Source organism: Brevibacterium sp. CCUG 69071, from assembly GCF_021023135.1.
Taxonomy (GTDB): Bacteria; Actinomycetota; Actinomycetes; order Actinomycetales; family Brevibacteriaceae; genus Brevibacterium.
The window spans coordinates 370,667-386,529 of record NZ_PGFV01000003.1; the positions used below are offsets into that span (position 1 = coordinate 370,667).

The following is a 15,863-nucleotide window of genomic DNA, read 5'->3' on the forward strand; positions in this document are numbered from 1 at the left end:
TCCGCTCGAAAACAACGTCACCCACGACGACTTTTTCAGGCGGAGCGTTGCAACGAGCCCTGACGTGGGTACGGCGAGCCCGAACTTCGGTGCTCCGCACCACCGTTTCAGATACGAAACAGCCCCTCACCGGACCCGAAGGTCTCTGGTGAGGGGCTGTTGTCCGCTGGTGCGCGAGGGGGGACTTGAACCCCCACGACCTTGCGATCACTGGCACCTGAAGCCAGCGCGTCTACCAATTCCGCCACTCGCGCGAACAAGAGAAAACTCTAGCATCGACGTCGCCGAATCATGAAACCGGAACCGAGCGATCGGCCCGAAAAGGCCGAAAACGTGTCGACCTTCACATTCGCCCGCGGAGGGAAGGGCCGCGGAGGCCAGCGACCACCGCCGCACACCCCTCCCAGGACCAAGCCCAGGACCAGGCTCAGGACCGACCCCACGACCGGCCGACGAATCTGAACGCTCACCGGGAATCCGAGCACAGCTGTGCCCCGCGAACACTGCGAACGTGAGTTGAGAGCCTTGCCGCGTTAGGATTGGGTGTTGATGTGCCCATCTCGGAGCATCCTTCCCGACCCGCCGGGCCGGGAGTGAGCACCGGGCGCACCAGCACGAATATGCTCGGACCATGGGGCCACAGGCCCAGAGAGTACGGTCTGGGCGCGTGGCGAACCGTTCGTCCACGAACAGCGACACCTGCGAAGGAGGTGCCATGGGGATTCTCGATCGCTTCGAGAAGGGGTTGGAGAACGTCGTCAATGGTGCCTTCGCCAAGGCGTTCCGCTCCCAGGTCGAACCCGTCGAACTCGCCGGGGCCCTGCGCCGCGAGGCCGACAACAAAGCGGCAGTGGTCTCCCGCGGTCGCACCCTGACCGCCAATCACTACACCATCGAACTCTCGCCCACTGACTTCGAGCGCCTCTCCGGACTCGAGAGCGAACTCCGCTCCGATCTGCGCCAGGTCATCGGCGATCATGCGGTCGAACAGGCCTACAGCTTCGTCGGTCCCGTGTCCGTGGAATTCACCGAGGCCGATGACCTCGACACCGGAATGTACCGCGTCGTCTCGAGCACTCAACGCCCCGACGGCTCACCGGCCGCCCAGCCGGCCAACCGCGGCGGCTACGATCCCGTCTCCCGCGCGAACCCGATCGTCGGCGACTCCGCCGCGAGCTCCGGCCCCCGCTCGGCACCCCAGCCTCGGCAGCCGGCCCCGGTGCGACAGGCCTCCCAGTCACGTCCTGCCGCCCAGGCGCAGCCGCGCCCGGCCACACCGGTCCGTCAGGCAGCACCCGCACGGCCCCGTGCCATCGAAGCCAGCGTGGTCGTGGGCGGCCGCACCCTGCAGCTGCGTCAGGGCACAAACACCTTCGGCCGCTCCTCGTCGAGCTCCGACTTCGTCATCGACGACCCAGGCGTCTCCCGCCGCCACTTCGAGATCATCCTCGACGGCGACCATGCCGTGGCCAACGACCTCGGTTCGACCAACGGCACGCTCCTGCACGGACGCAAGCTCACCTCGGCGAACCTCTCCAACGGTGACATCCTCACGGCCGGAGATGCCGAGGTCCGCTACACCGAGCAGGACGCCCTGTGAGCGAGTTCACCGTCACCGTCTTCCGGTTTGCCTTCTTCATCATCCTCTGGCTCTTCGTCCTGGGTGTCGCCGGAGTGCTCCGCCGCGACATCTTCGGAGCCCGCCGGGGCAGCAGGAAATCCCGCCGAGGTCGGTCGAAGCGCTCGGCCGCACCGGTGCCCTCCCCGGCTGCCGCACCACGGCAGAGTCCGCCCCCGCCGGCGGCCGCACCGCCGGGAGGCGGCAGATCGCAGGCCCACCCGGGTGCGATCCGCGTCATCGCCGGTCCGCTGGCCGGCACCTCGCTCATGCTCTCCGGAGCTCCCGTGACCTTCGGTCGCGCCCCGGACAATACGATCGTCATCAGCGATGACTTCGCCTCGAGCCACCATGCCAGGATCTCCGCGCAGAACGGCGCCTGGGTGCTCGAGGACCTCGGTTCCACGAACGGCACCATCGTCGATGGCCGGCGCATCGACTCGCCCGTGCGACTGCGCATCGGCACAGAGATCACCATCGGCCATACGACGTTGGAGACCCAATCGTGACGACCGACGGTACGATCACCCTCCGTTCGGCAGCCCGGTCCCACACCGGGCTGGTGCGCAAGAACAATCAGGACTCTGGCTATGCGGGTCCGAACTTCCTCCTCATCGCCGACGGTATGGGCGGTCATGCCGGCGGAGACGTCGCCTCGGCGATCACCGTCTCCCGCCTCGCCGAACTCGACAGCGAGCCCAGCGGCGAAGACGCTCTCGAGCTCCTGCGCACCTCGATCCTCGAAGCCAATGACCGCATCGTCCGCGGCGTGGCCGAACAGCCCGAGCTCGCCGGCATGGGCACCACCGTGACCGCCCTGCTCCGAGCACCGGGCAACCGCTTCGCCCTCGCCCACATCGGCGATTCCCGCGGCTATGTTCTCCGCGACGGCGAACTCCAGCCCGCCACCCACGACCACACCTTCGTCCAGATGCTCGTCGACGAAGGCCGGATCACCGCCGACGAAGCCGAGACCCACCCTCAGCGCTCTGTAGTCATGAAGGTCCTCGGCGATGTCGGGGCCTCCCCCGATCTCGACCTGTCCCTGCGCGAAGCCCATGTCGGCGACCGCTGGATGCTGTGCTCGGACGGGCTGACCGGATTCGCCGACATCGACGAGATCGCCCGCGTCCTCGCCGAGGTCCCCGACCCCGACGAATGCTGCCGCCAACTCATCGACCTGGCCCTGGCCGGGGGCGGCGCGGACAATGTCACCGTCGTCATCGGCGACGTCCTCGAAGGCACCGTCGATGCGCCCTCGGGCAATCCCGTCGGCTCCGTGCAGGTCAACCCCCAGTACGCGACGATCGGGACGAACCCCGACGGCCAGATCCCGGCAGAGACCCAGCCGATCTACGGCGACGGCGACATCCCCACCGACACCGTGCCGATGCAAGCTGTGTCCGGGGATGCCCAGGAACCCACCGCCGAGGTGGTCCCTCCCTCCCAGCGCACCGATGCGGATTCCTCTGCGGAGTCCGCCGCCTCCGAATCCGACCGAACGAAGTCCGCTGCGCAGAGGCTCGGCACCGAGGAGGATGACCTCGACGCTGATGACGACGAGGTCGAGAAACGGTCCTACCTCGGGTGGATCATTGCGGGCATCGTCATCATCGCCCTCGCTGTCGGTGGCTTCTTCGCCTACAACTACATCAGCAACCACTACTTCCTGACCAGCGACGAGGGCAAGGTCACCCTCTACCGCGGCCTCGACACGACGCTCGGACCGATCGAGCTCAGCCGCCTCGAGGACACCACCGACATCGAAGTCGGGACGCTCAACAGCTTCTCCCAGGACCGTCTGCGCGGTTCGATCCAGGCCGATTCGCGCGATGAGGCCGACCGCATCATCGACAACCTCCGCAAGGAATCCGACCAGTCCGGCGATGTCTCCGGCAATGTCGAGGACGCGACGAGCCCGAGCGATCCGGCTCCCTCACCTCCGGATTCGCGTTCGGCCGACCCCAGCGACGCCATCACACGGGAGTCGCAGTGATGTCTGCCAACGTCGCCGAGGTGGTCCGACCCAGGCCCTATCGCCTGGCCGAGCTCGGGCTCCTCATCCTCGCCATCGCCGTCGCCACGTCCGCCTACGCCCTCGTCGGGCTCGGCGTCGAAGGCACGATCCCGGCGAATGTCTACCAGTACGGTGCGTGGCTGGCGGTTCTCGGACTCATCATCCACGTCGTCGTGTGGTGGAAGGCGAAGTACGCCGACCCGGTCCTCGTGCCGATCGCGGTGCTGCTCAACGGCCTCGGCCTGGCGATGATCTACCGGGTCGACCTCGGTCGGTCCGAATACCTCAACAGCTCCCTGACGCAGCTGATCTGGATGACGCTGGGCGTCGGCTTGGCGATCGCAGTCATCCTCGTGGTCAGAGACCACCGCTGGCTGCGCCGCTACACCTTCGTCTCCGGGTTCGCGGCCCTGCTGTTCCTGCTGCTGCCGCTCATCCCGGGCCTGGGCAAGACCATCAACGGCGCCCGCATCTGGATCGGCGTCGGCTCGATGTCCTTCCAGCCGGGTGAGATCGCGAAGATCCTGCTCGCCATCTTCTTCGCCGGCTACCTCGTGTCCTACCGCGATCAGCTGGTCGCGGCCGGACCGAAGATCCTCGGCATCAGGTTCCCGCGTCTGCGCGATTTCGGTCCGATCATCATCGCCTGGGTGGCCAGCGTCGGCATTCTCGTCTTCGAGAAGGACCTCGGCACCTCGCTGCTCTTCTTCGGCCTGTTCGTGGCGATGCTCTACGTCGCCACCAGCAAGGTCTCGTGGATCATCCTCGGCCTCGGCTTCTTCTCCGTCGGTGCGGTCGCTGCGACCTTCCTGTTCTCCCACGTCAACCAGCGCGTCTCCGGCTGGCTGGGCGCCCTGACCGCCGAGGAGTACAACAAGACTCCCGGCGGGTCCTACCAGCTGGTGCAGGGACTGTTCGGCATGTCCAACGGCGGTCTCATCGGCACCGGCTTCGGCGAGGGCCGCCCGAACATGGTCCCGTATGCGGAATCCGACTTCATCTACGCCAGCTTCGGCGAGGAGATCGGCATGGCAGGGCTCTTCGTCATCCTGCTCTGCTACCTCATCATCTTCCAGCGCGGCATCCGCACCGCCCAGCAGCTGCGCGACGGCTTCGGCACCCTGCTGGCCACCGGCCTGTCATTCACGATCGCCCTGCAGGTCTTCGTGGTCGTCGGCGGGGTCACCCGCCTCATCCCGCTCACGGGTCTGACCACGCCGTTCCTCGCCCAGGGCGGTTCGTCCCTGGTGGCGAACTGGATGATCATCGGGCTGCTGCTGCGGATCTCGGACAATGCCAGACGGCCGGTCGAGGACTTCCACACCGGCGTCCTGCGGGTCACGGAGGACCCGGAGGAACGGACCGCCTCGGCGCGGGATTCCGGGGACCGCAACGACACCGCGCGCATCGAGGACGAGGATGCGCCGACGACGAACTTCGCGGCCACTCGCAACGGCGCCGCCGACTCCGACGAGACACCGACGACCAATCTGGGCACCACGGGAGGTGAACGATGAAGAAACCGCTGACACACATCACGATCGTCGGATTCGTCATGTTCGCGCTCCTGTTCGGGTCGACGAGCTGGGTCCAGTTCGTCACCGCGGATTCGCTGAACAACAACCAGCTGAACAACCGACGGATCCTCGATCAGCTCGCCCGCGATCGCGGTCCGATCCTCGTCGACGGCACCCCGATCGCCTATTCGGAACCCGTCGACGACAAGTACAAGTTCCAGCGCAAGTACGGTTCCGAAGGCCTCGATCCGCGTGCCTATGCGGCGATCACCGGTTACTACTCGGTGGTCTCCGGGGCCTCGGGGATGGAACGGGCCAGCGGTGAGTACCTCTCCGGTGACTCCGATGCCCTGTTCTACGACAAGGTCGGCAGCCTTTTCACGGGCGAACAACCGCGGGGAGCCGCCGTCGAGCTGACCGTGGACCCGAAGGTGCAGAAGGCCGCTTGGGACGGACTCGGCGATCAGAACGGCGCCGCCGTGGCGATCGAGCCGAAGACCGGCAAGATCCTCGCCATGGCCTCGACCCCCGGCTGGGATCCCAACGCCCTGGCCAGCCATGATTCGGAAAAGGCACGCAGCGCCTTCGACACCCTCGAAGGCGCCGAGGGCAAACCCGCCTACAACCGCGCGATCGGCGGCAATCTCTACCCGCCCGGCTCGACCTTCAAGGTCCTCGTCGCGGCCGCCGCACTCGAATCCGGAGACTACACGCCCGATTCGACGCTCAACGGACCCGCCAGCCTCGATCTGCCGCAGACCACGTCGACGATCGGCAATTCCCACCCGGGTGCCTGCCGCAATGGCGGCAAGCCGAGCCTGGCACAGTCCCTGGCCGAATCCTGCAACACCTCCTTCGCCTCGCTGGGCATGGACCTCGGTGAGGATGCGATCCGTGAGCAGGCTGAGAAGTTCGGCTTCGGCCAGGACCTCGAGGTCCCGCTCAAGGTCACCCCGTCCTCGTTCCCCGATGACCTCAACCCGCCACAGCTGGCGCAGTCCTCCCTCGGTCAGTTCGAGGTCCGGTCCACGCCGATGCAGATGGCGATGATGACCGCGGGCATCGCCAACGGCGGGAAGATGATGCAGCCGCAGCTCGTCGACCGGGTGCTCAACGCGAACACCCTCGAACCGATCTCGGAGACCCGTCCGAAGGAGAAGTCGCGTCCGATCTCCGGCGACACCGCCGATGAACTGACCTCGATGATGGAAGGCGTCGTCACCGACGGCACCGCCTCGGTGGCGAAGATGGGCGATACGAAGGTCGCCGCGAAGACCGGCACCGCCCAGCACGCCTCGGGTGCGGCGCCCCACGCCTGGTTCATCTCGTTCGCACCCGCCGATGATCCGAAGATCGCGGTCGCGGTCGTCGTGGAGAACGGCGGAAACGCGGGCAACGAAGCTTATGGAGCGACGGTCGCAGGACCGATCGCCAAGAACATGATGGAAGCGGTGGTCGAAGAATGAGGCCCGTCGAAGGAACCCTGCTGGGCAACCGGTACAAGCTCACCTCCCGCATCGCCGTAGGCGGCATGGGAGAGGTCTGGAAGGGCGTCGACTCGGTGCTCGGCCGTGAGGTCGCGGCGAAGATCCTCAAGGACGAATACCTCTCGGATTCGACCTTCCTCGCCCGCTTCCGCGCCGAGGCGCAGAACATGGGTCGCGTCTCCGACCCCGGAATCGCCGGCGTCTACGACTACGGCGACGAGGACGGTTCGCCCTACCTGGTGATGGAGTACGTGCCCGGTGAGGCGCTCTCGGCGATCATCGAACGCAGCGCCCCCCTGTCCGAAGCGGACACGCTGAGCATCGTCTCCCAGGCCGCGCAGGCCCTCGGCGCCGCTCACAAGGTCGGCGTCATCCACCGCGACATCAAGCCCGGCAACATCCTCATGACCCCGGACTTCCGGGTCAAGATCACCGACTTCGGCATCGCCCGGGTCACCGACCAGGCACCGCTGACGAAGACCGGACAGGTCATGGGCACCGCCCAGTACCTCGCCCCGGAGCAGGCCACCGGCAAGGGCTCGGGCCCCGGCTCCGACCTCTACTCCCTGGGCATCATCGCCTACGAGGCGCTGGCCGGTCAGCGGCCCTTCACCGGTGATTCGCAGGTCGCGATCGCCATCGCGCAGGTCAACCAGCAGCATCCGCCGCTGCCGGACACGGTCTCCGAACCGGTGCGCCGCTTCGTCGACAGCCTGCTGGAGAAGAAGCCGGACCGCAGGCCCGGTGACGCCGTGCAGGTCTACCAGGCATCGGATGCCCTGGCCGCCGGCGACATCGCCGGAGCCGAGGAGATCCTGCCGCAGATGCGTCACGGCAATGCGGCCTCCGAGGCGCTGACCCAGGTCTTCAACAACCCCGACCCGGTGCCGACGACGAAGGCGATGCCGGTCACGGCCGCCAATGACGCCACCCAGGTCTATCCCGCGAACCAGGGATGGAACGGGAACCAGGCGAACACCTCGGCGAACGGGCTCGCCGCGGCCGAGGGCGACGAACTCGACCCGGATTCCGAACTCGCCGATGAGAAGGCCTCGAAGAAGGGGCGGGCGCTGATCTGGATCCTCGCGATCATCGCGCTGCTGGCCGTGGGCGGACTGCTGTGGTACTTCCTCGGCGGCAACGGCGGCGAACCCGATCCCGCACCGAGCACCTCGGAGGCAACCACCTCGGAGGCGAAGAAGACCGTCGAGATCGACAAGGCCGACTACATCGGACTCTCCGAATCCTCGGCGACGCAGAACCTCGAGAACGAGGGGCTCAAGGCCGAAACGCAGACCATCGACTCCGATCGGGCCGAGGGCACGGTCGCCGATGTCGGCGAGGGCGAGAACGGCTACACCTTCGAAGAGGGCGACACCGTCACCCTCTACATCTCCGACGGACCCGACGAGGCCCCCCAACAGCCGGAGCCGACGAACGAACCGACGAGTTCGCCGACCCTGGGCAACGATTCGAACTCGAATTCCCAAGGCTCGAACGATGACGACAACGGTCAGGGCTCGAACTCGAACCAGGATTCGACGAGCAGCTCCGATGACGAGGGCTCCGAGAACGGGACCGACAGCGATTCGGGTTCGGCGAACGACGAACAGGACGGTGGCCAGTCCGCCGATCAGAACGGCAACCAGAACAGCGAGAATAACGGTTCGAACTCGAACTCGAATTCTGGCAGCGGGTCGAACTCCGACAGCGAGGCGAACGGAGAGAATGGCAACTGACCGAACCCCGGATTCTCGGAGAACACCGAGAGTTTGAAATACTGAGAGACGCGAACCCGGACGCGGGTGAGCAGAAGCCCACTGTGGGTGTGACCAAGACCCAAGCAGCGGGTGAACCAAGCGGAGGACATCAATGACTGAGCCCAAGGTGCTGTCGGGGCGTTACGAAGTTCGTGCGCTCCTCGGCCGTGGGGGCATGGCAGAAGTGCACGAGGGCGTCGACAACCGACTGGGTCGGCGCGTCGCCATCAAGCTTCTGCGGTCCGATCTCGCCCGCGACCCCTCATTCCACACCCGTCTCAAGCGCGAGGCCCAGTCCGCCGCCGGTCTCAACCATCCCGGCATCGTCGCCGTCTACGACTCCGGTGAAGAGGAGTTCGTCGAATCGGGCGGCTCTAGTGTGTCCGTGCCCTTCATCGTCATGGAGTACGTCGAGGGTCAGACTCTGCGCGAGGTCCTCAACGAGCACGGCACCCTGACCGTCGACGAGGCGCTCAACGTCATCGCCGGGGTCCTCGCCCCGCTCGAATACTCACACCGCAACGGCATCGTCCACCGCGACATCAAGCCCGCGAACGTCATGCTCACTCCCGAGGGCGACATCAAGGTGATGGACTTCGGCATCGCCCGCGCGCTCAAGGACAACTCCGGGCTGACGCAGACCCAGTCCGTGGTCGGCACTGCTCAGTACCTCTCCCCCGAGCAGGCCCGCGGCGAGGTCGTCGATGCCCGCTCCGATCTCTACTCGACCGCCTGCCTGCTCTACGAGCTGCTGGCCGGACGTCCTCCGTTCGTCGGGGATTCGCAGCTGGCCGTGGCCTATCAGCACGTCGGTGAGACTCCGCAGCCGCCGAGCTTCTACAACCAGAACATCCCGCCGGCCGTTGACAGTCTCGTCCTCCACGCCCTGCTCAAGGACCGCGACGAGCGCTACCAGGACGCCTACTCCTTCCGCGAGGACGTCCTGGCCGCCCGCGACGGCCGTCCGATGAGCTTCGAGGACGATGCCGACGCCACTCAGGCGTACCCGATGGCGGCGGCCCCGATGATGGCTCCGACACCGTACCCGACCGAGGTCGAGCCTGCTCCGGAGACCGGACCGGTGTCGGCGATCATGACCGCGCAGGAGGAGAAGCCTCCGCAGAAGCGGTCCAAGGCGTGGATCTGGATCGGTTCGATCTTCGTCCTCCTCGCCCTGGCCGCAATCGCTCTGTGGGTCTACGAGATTAACAAGCCCGAACCGGTCGTCCAAGTCGAGATCACCGATGTGGCCAACATGGATGCCGACGAGGCGGAGTCCGCACTCATCCAACAGGGGCTGCGCGTCGATCGCGACGAAGAGTACAGCGAGGACGTCGACGAGGGCAAGGCCATCGAGACCGATCCTCCCGGGGGCCAGCGGGTGGAGAAGGACAGCGTGGTCAAGCTGCTCGTCTCCACCGGTCCCGAGTCCGTGAAGGTCCCCGATGTCTCCGGCAAGTCGGAGGAGGACGCCCGCAAGATCCTCAATGACGCGAAGCTCCAGGCCGGCACTCACATCTCTCAGAACTCTCCGGATGTGGAGAAGGGCGTGGTCATCGAGACCAAACCCGGTGACGGCAAGGAAGTCGACGTCGATTCCAATGTCGACCTCGTCGTCTCCTCCGGCATGGTCGAGGTCCCCGATGTCACCGGTCAGTCCGCCGACGAGGCCTGCAAGACGCTCGAGGGCGATGATTACCAACTCAAGTGCAAGACCGAAGAGGTCGAGACCGCCGACGAGGACGAGAACAAGGTCTTCGAACAGTCCTCTTCCGGTGGCAGCGAGGTCAAGCAGGGCTCCGAGATCACCGTCAAGGTGGCCAAGAAGCCGCCGGAGCCCTCGCCGTCCATCCCGTCCGTGCCCGGCGGCATCCCCACCGCACCGTCAGACGATGACGACGGCGGAGGCTCCGATGGTGGAGATGGCGGGGACAACGGCGACGACAACGAGGCCATCGGCGGCGGCGACAGCTGGTTCGACGGCTTTGCCGACGCCGGCGGAGGACGCGGCAGCAACTGATTCTTACCGAGGCGGTCCCTCCCTTCCGAAGAAGAGGGGAACCCCTCTGTGGGGCAGCTCGACTCGGCCTGGCCTGATTCTCAGCTCGGCTCGACCTGATCCTCAGCTCAGGCTGATGAACAGATCCGTGCGCAGGGTGGCCGGATCCATCTCGGGGTTCGGCTCGGTGACGTAGATTTCGATGAACGGCAGCCCTGGGTGATGCCCGGCCGCTACCGCCTCGTTGACGAATCCGGCCCAGGCCTCCCCGAGCCCGTCATACCCGCCGAGGTGGCTGAACGCGGCCATCGACCCCGCCGGCAGCTCCGAGGGGATGACGATGAGATCGTTGCCGATCGGCAGGGACTGCGTCAGCCCTGCGGAGATCGGAATTCCCACCTGCAGGTCGACGGTCTCGCTCGGCTGCTTGGTGTAGAGGGCGAAGGCCGGCCCCACGGGTTCAACTTCGGCCTCGGCGATGGCCGGGAAGAGACCGGAGAAGGTGTTGTCGTAGAACGCCGGCAGGTCATCGATGGCGACTCCGCGCGCCTCGACCACGGCGGCGGGCATCGCCGGCACTTCGATGACGGTCAGTTCGGTGTAGGGCTCGGTCCGGGTGTAGCTCGGTTCTGACATTTCGGGTCCTCCCGATCGCTCTGCTGTGAGTCTTCGACCTGCTGTGAACTTGGTGCTGACCTTGCTGTGAACGTGGTGCTTTGCCGGTGACGCCGAGTCTAACGATCATCCGCCTCGGCGAACACCCTCGGCGCTCGACCGATTGCTGAGATCCTCAGGAGATCGCGGTCGCCAGGGGTGACATCTTTGCCGCGCGCTCGGCGGCTCCTGCGAGCCCGCAGACCTCGAGCCAGTTGCCGAGCATGAGGTAGCCGGATTCGGTGAGCACGGACTCCGGGTGGAACTGGACGCCGAAGAGCGGCTGCTCTCGGTGTTCGATGGCCATGACGATGCCGTCCTGTGTCCGGGCGGTGACGGTGAACTTCTCGAGGTCGAGGGTCTCGTCGACGATCGCCAAGGAGTGATAGCGGGTCACGGTCAGCGGATTCGGGCAGCCGAAGAAGATGCCCTCCCCGTCGTGGGTGATAACCGAGGTCTTGCCGTGCATGAGCACCGGGGAATGCGAGACCGTGGCTCCGAACACCTCGCCGAGAGCCTGATGGCCCAGGCAGACACCGAAGACAGGTTTGCCTGCGGTTTCGGCCCAGGAGATCAGCGCCAGGCACACTCCGGACTCGGCGGGCACCCCAGGACCCGGGGACAGCAGGATCCCGTCGTAGTCGCCTGCCGTCTCAGGGACCGCCTCGGCGGGGATGTCGTCATTGCGGATGACATCGACTTCGGCCCCGAGCTCGCGGACGTAGGCCACGAGGGTGTAGACGAAGCTGTCGTAGTTGTCGATGACGAGGATCTTGGTCATTGGCCACCATCTGTCACGGTTGCGTTGTTGAAGGGCATGTAGGGGGCGATGACCGGGAAGACGTACTGCATGAGCAGGAGCACGACCGCGGCGATGAGGATGAGCGCGAAGATGAGCTTGACGAACCAGTTTCCCGGCAGGATCCGCCAGATGAACGCATACATATCAGGCACCACCGTTCTTGCTGACCTTGTCGTAGGCCTTCGAGTCCTTGATGTTGTCCGGAGCGCCGTCGCTCGCGGGGGTCCAGTCGGTGAGTTCGGCGTAGGCGACGTAACGTTCCCGGGCCGAGAACATCGGATTGCACGCCGTCATCGTCAGGATCCGGTCCTTGCCCTTGTAGTCCGGTTCGCCCGGCACGGGTGAGAGGACCTCGACGGCATCGGGGAGGATGATGTCGAAGTTGCGGAAGGTGTAGGTGTAGAAGCCGTTCTTGGTCTGGACGATGATCTCGTCGCCGGGTCGGAGCTTCGCGATCTGGTTGAGCGGCTTGCCGTAGGTGACGCGGTGGCCGGCGATCGAGAAGTTGCCGACCTCGCCCGGCATCGCCGAGTTCGGGTAGCGGCCCACGCCCATCCGGTTGAGCACGGGTTCGAGGTCGACGCCTTCGGCGACGGTGCGGTAGTAGTCGTCGCCGAAGCGCGGGATGTAGAAGATGCCGAAGGCGCTGTTCTTGTCCACCGGGTCGGCGACGATCGGCTCGTCGGGGTCATCGGGCAGTTCGTTCGGATCCTGGTTCGCCCAGTCCTCAGTGAGCTGGTCGGCGAGGTTCTCGTTGTCGCGGTTGGCCTCGATGTCGGTCCACCACAGCTGCCAGACGACGAACAGGATGAGCACGAGTCCCGCGGTGATGCAGAGTTCTCCGAAGGTGCGGATGGTCCCGCGCACCGGTCCGAGGGGTTCGCGTTCGACCGGCTGCTTGCGCTTCCGACCACGGCGACCGTCGTCGAGGGGCGGGTTGTTGTTCCCGTACCCACCAGCGCCGAGGCGGGAGTCATCGGCCGCAGCCATCTGCTGAGTGGCCGGGGCCTGCTGCTGGTACTGGTGTGGCTGCTGGGCGGGCATCGCCTGGGTGGCCTCGCCCTGATCTCCGTACATCGGCGGAGCATCGGAATAGACCGCGGTGGGCTCACCGTGGGCGGCTGCGGCCTCGGCCTCGCGACGGCGAAGTTCACGTCGGCTGGGAAGTGGTTGTTCGTAGCCTGAGCCGCCGGCGTCGGCGGCGTTCATCCGCTCGGTGGCGGGGCCCGCCTCGGCGCCGGGGTTGTGCTGTTGCTGTCCGGAGTCCCCGGGATAACGGGTGTCACGCCTCTGAGCAGGACGAATAGTGGGTCGCGACGGCGGATTCGCGCCTGGATCGTTACCCGAGGAGGAACTATTCACCACTTCTACTCCGTGACTGTCACTTCAAATCCGGGGCTTGGCCAAGGGACAAGCGGGGACACCCTTATGCACTTTATCGTACGAGGACCGCCTGATGGGGTCCTCTCAGGGTAGTTGGAGTTTTTAAAACTGGCCCGCGTCCCGAGTAGACTGGTGCCGATTGTCCCCTATCCATGCACACGGTGGCCTCGGCGGCCGGCCGTAAAAGGAGTACTCGTGGCCAAGTCCAATGGACGGACCCAGCGCACCCAGCGCACGTCTCGCAATACGTCGAAGGCCAAGCTCGAGCAGCAGGCTGATTCGGTCGACGACCTCGAGACCGTCGAGAGCACCGAGGTTGAGGGGTCCGAGGCTGCGGGCACCGAAGTTGAGGGGTCCGAGACTGTGAAGTCCACGTCCACGACTGAGGCCGGCGCCAAGGCGAAGACGTCGAAGTCCGCCGGTGCCGTCGACTCCGATGACGACGTCGCTTCCGACTCCGCCGATGAGAAGGCCACGAGCGCGAAGGCGAAGAAGTCCTCCTCCGGGGATTCGGCTGACGACGACTCAGCTGACGAAGACTCGTCCGCAAAGTCGAAGGCCTCCAAGTCTGCGGCGAAGGAGTCCTCCGACAAAGAGACCTCCGCGAAGGACTCTTCTGCCAAGAAGGACTCCGCTTCCAAGAAGGACTCGGCCAAGTCGGCTTCGGCCAAGCGCACCTCGCGCTCGGGCAACCCGGCCAAGCGTCCGCAGGGCCGCAAGACCGCGAGCTACACCTCGCAGACCGGGCAGCAGACGATCAAGCCGAACCCGCGCTGGTTCCTGCCGGTTCTCATCGGCCTCCTGCTCATCGGTCTGATCTGGCTCGTCGCCTTCTACGTCTCCCAGGGAGCCTTCCCGGTCGAGGCCTGGGGCAACTGGAACATCCTCATCGGCTTCGCCTTCTTCGTCGCGGGGCTGATCATGTCCACGCGCTGGCGATAGCCGACCCCGAGGTCACGCAACGCGCCACTTCCACGCCTCGAAGTCGGCGTTCGACTGCTCCACCGCGATTGCTCGGCCACTTCCGTGCAGATACAGGCCCAGATCTGTTCGGAAGTGGCCGAGCAATCCGCATTCAACCCGCCGCAGAACGGGTTTCCACAAGTGGGAAGTTATACCCAAGCCGGGAGCGTCGCTTGTGGAAAACTTATTTTGCGGCCCTGACCTGCGGAAACACATCACTGTAAGTTATCCACCATGTGGATAACACCTGTGGACAACTAATTTCCACTGCCGCTGGCCCCACTTTTCGACCCAAATCTGGTAAGCGATTCCTCGCGCCTGAAGCAGTGGTTCCTCGCGCCTACATCCCTGCGCCGGCCACGCGACCCATGCCGACGATGGCCATCACCAGCACTAACGCTGCGGCGACCGCAGAGAACACCGGCAGGGACCACTTCTTCGGCACCAGCAGCGCCGCACAGCCGAGCACGAACCCGGCGATGAGACCGCCGAGGTGCGCCTGCCAGGAGACGCCGGCGACGAGGAAGCCATAGCCGAAGTTGAGGACGACGAAGAGGACGACGCCGGTGATGTTCCGGTCAAGCCGCCTCGTCGGGACCAGCAGGACACCGACGATCGCGAACACCGCGCCCGAAGCGCCGATGTTGTTCGTCACCCAGTCTCGGCTGGAGGGGTCGGCCAGGACCAGCACCATCGCCGAACCGCCGGCCGTCCCCAGCAGATAGACGACGAGGAAGCGCCAATGCCCCAGCGCCCGTTCGACGAAGGAGCCGAAGAAGAAGAGTCCGATCATGTTCGCCAGCAGGTGCACCGGTGAGGGCTCATCGTGGACGAGGGCGACGGTGAGCACCCGCCAGGGCTGGTCGAGGGTGAGCGCCGGAACGAAGCTGAAGCGGTGGAGCAGGTCGAGAGCCGGGAGCAGCTCGGCGAGGTAGGCCACGACCGTGACGATCATGATCGTGCGGGTGACCAGGGGCGGGGAGACAGAAGGGGCCCGGCCGGTTTCCCGTGCCGAGCCCTTCTCCGGTGTGTCCATCACACCATCGTACTCACTGATCAGCGGTGCTCATCAGTCAGCCGTGATCATTCGCTGATGTCGACCTTTTCGAGGATGACCGGCTCGACCGGCTTGTCCATGGCCGCGGTGCGCACGCCGTCGATCTCGTCGACGACCTTCTGGCTGGCTTCGTCGGCGACCTCACCGAAGATGGTGTGCTTGCCGTTGAGCCACGGGGTCTCAGCGGTGGTGATGAAGAACTGCGAGCCGTTGGTGCCGCGTCCCATCTGCTTGCCGGCGTTGGCCATGGCGAGCAGGTACTTGCGGTCGAACTGGAGCTCCGGGTGGATCTCGTCGTCGAAGGTGTAGCCGGGTCCGCCGGTGCCGGTGCCCAGCGGGCAGCCGCCCTGAATCATGAAGTTCGAGATGATGCGGTGGAATCCGAGGCCGTCGTAGAACGGGCGCTTGACCGGCTCGCCGGTCGAGGGATCGGTGAACTCCCGCTCGCCCTTGGCCAGTTCGACGAAGTTGGCCACGGTCTTCGGGGCGTGGTTGCCGAAGAGGTTGATGGTGATGTCACCGTGGTTGGTGTGCAGGACTGCTGTATGCGTAGAAGCTGTAGTCATGACCTCATTCTTCCACGGCGTGCCCTTCGTTGCCGAGTCT

14 protein-coding genes and 1 tRNA gene are annotated in these 15,863 nt (G+C 65.7%); 8 read left to right on the plus strand and 7 right to left on the minus strand.

Annotated elements, in window-relative coordinates:
• Positions 1 to 167: 167 nt before the first annotated feature.
• Positions 168 to 254, minus strand: a tRNA-Leu gene (locus CV023_RS10890).
• Positions 255 to 715: 461 nt separating this feature from the next.
• On the opposite strand from CV023_RS10890, the gene CV023_RS10895 reads away from it, so the two are divergent.
• From CV023_RS10895 to pknB, 7 genes are all read left to right on the plus strand, one after another.
• A complete protein-coding gene (locus tag CV023_RS10895) occupies positions 716 to 1,600 on the plus strand; it encodes a DUF3662 and FHA domain-containing protein (RefSeq protein WP_230745647.1) in 885 nt (294 codons plus the stop codon).
• Positions 1,597 to 2,127: an FHA domain-containing protein FhaB/FipA gene (locus CV023_RS10900; protein ID WP_230745649.1), complete on the plus strand. Its 531-nt coding sequence runs from the start codon at positions 1,597 to 1,599 to the stop codon at positions 2,125 to 2,127. Before CV023_RS10895 ends, CV023_RS10900 begins: the two co-directional genes overlap by 4 nt.
• Positions 2,124 to 3,614, plus strand: coding sequence for a PP2C family protein-serine/threonine phosphatase (locus CV023_RS10905; RefSeq protein ID WP_230745651.1), 1,491 nt, complete (start codon positions 2,124 to 2,126; stop codon positions 3,612 to 3,614). The genes CV023_RS10900 and CV023_RS10905 overlap by 4 nt, the downstream gene beginning before the upstream one ends.
• Entirely contained in the window at positions 3,614 to 5,152 is a 1,539-nt protein-coding gene (locus tag CV023_RS10910) for an FtsW/RodA/SpoVE family cell cycle protein (protein ID WP_230745653.1), read from the plus strand. The genes CV023_RS10905 and CV023_RS10910 overlap by 1 nt, the downstream gene beginning before the upstream one ends.
• Positions 5,149 to 6,618: a peptidoglycan D,D-transpeptidase FtsI family protein gene (locus tag CV023_RS10915; protein WP_230745655.1), complete on the plus strand. Its 1,470-nt coding sequence runs from the start codon at positions 5,149 to 5,151 to the stop codon at positions 6,616 to 6,618. Before CV023_RS10910 ends, CV023_RS10915 begins: the two co-directional genes overlap by 4 nt.
• Complete coding sequence (locus CV023_RS10920; protein WP_230745657.1) at positions 6,615 to 8,378, plus strand: protein kinase domain-containing protein; 1,764 nt, start codon at positions 6,615 to 6,617, stop codon at positions 8,376 to 8,378. Before CV023_RS10915 ends, CV023_RS10920 begins: the two co-directional genes overlap by 4 nt.
• A gap of 133 nt (positions 8,379 to 8,511) precedes the next feature.
• Positions 8,512 to 10,419, plus strand: coding sequence for a Stk1 family PASTA domain-containing Ser/Thr kinase (pknB, locus tag CV023_RS10925; protein ID WP_230745659.1), 1,908 nt, complete (start codon positions 8,512 to 8,514; stop codon positions 10,417 to 10,419).
• Between the two features lie 102 nt (positions 10,420 to 10,521).
• Here the strand turns inward: pknB and CV023_RS10930 are convergent, their stop codons facing one another.
• The 4 genes from CV023_RS10930 to CV023_RS10945 form a co-directional block, all read right to left on the minus strand.
• The gene (locus tag CV023_RS10930) at positions 10,522 to 11,034 is read right to left on the minus strand and encodes a GyrI-like domain-containing protein (RefSeq protein ID WP_230745661.1); all 513 of its coding nucleotides are present in this window, start codon (positions 11,032 to 11,034) and stop codon (positions 10,522 to 10,524) included.
• A 154-nt stretch (positions 11,035 to 11,188) separates the two neighbouring features.
• Entirely contained in the window at positions 11,189 to 11,833 is a 645-nt protein-coding gene (locus tag CV023_RS10935) for an anthranilate synthase component II (protein ID WP_230745663.1), read from the minus strand.
• Positions 11,830 to 11,997, minus strand: coding sequence for a hypothetical protein (locus CV023_RS10940; RefSeq protein WP_230745664.1), 168 nt, complete (start codon positions 11,995 to 11,997; stop codon positions 11,830 to 11,832). Before CV023_RS10940 ends, CV023_RS10935 begins: the two co-directional genes overlap by 4 nt.
• Before the next feature lies 1 nt (position 11,998).
• Positions 11,999 to 13,219, minus strand: a complete 1,221-nt coding sequence (locus CV023_RS10945) for a class E sortase (RefSeq protein WP_230745665.1) — start codon at positions 13,217 to 13,219, stop codon at positions 11,999 to 12,001.
• Positions 13,220 to 13,432: 213 nt separating this feature from the next.
• Here CV023_RS10945 and CV023_RS10950 point away from each other — a divergent pair, with 213 nt between their 5' ends.
• Positions 13,433 to 14,179 carry a cell division protein CrgA gene (locus CV023_RS10950; RefSeq protein ID WP_230745666.1) on the plus strand — a complete coding sequence of 249 codons (747 nt, stop codon included), beginning with the start codon at positions 13,433 to 13,435 and terminating at the stop codon, positions 14,177 to 14,179.
• A 361-nt stretch (positions 14,180 to 14,540) separates the two neighbouring features.
• Here CV023_RS10950 and CV023_RS10955 read toward each other — a convergent pair whose 3' ends face one another.
• The gene (locus CV023_RS10955) at positions 14,541 to 15,236 is read right to left on the minus strand and encodes a rhomboid family intramembrane serine protease (protein ID WP_230745667.1); all 696 of its coding nucleotides are present in this window, start codon (positions 15,234 to 15,236) and stop codon (positions 14,541 to 14,543) included.
• A gap of 47 nt (positions 15,237 to 15,283) precedes the next feature.
• Positions 15,284 to 15,823 (minus strand): peptidylprolyl isomerase, encoded by a 540-nt coding sequence (locus tag CV023_RS10960; RefSeq protein ID WP_230745668.1) that lies wholly within the window; start codon positions 15,821 to 15,823, stop codon positions 15,284 to 15,286.
• Between the last annotated feature and the right edge of the window lie 40 nt (positions 15,824 to 15,863).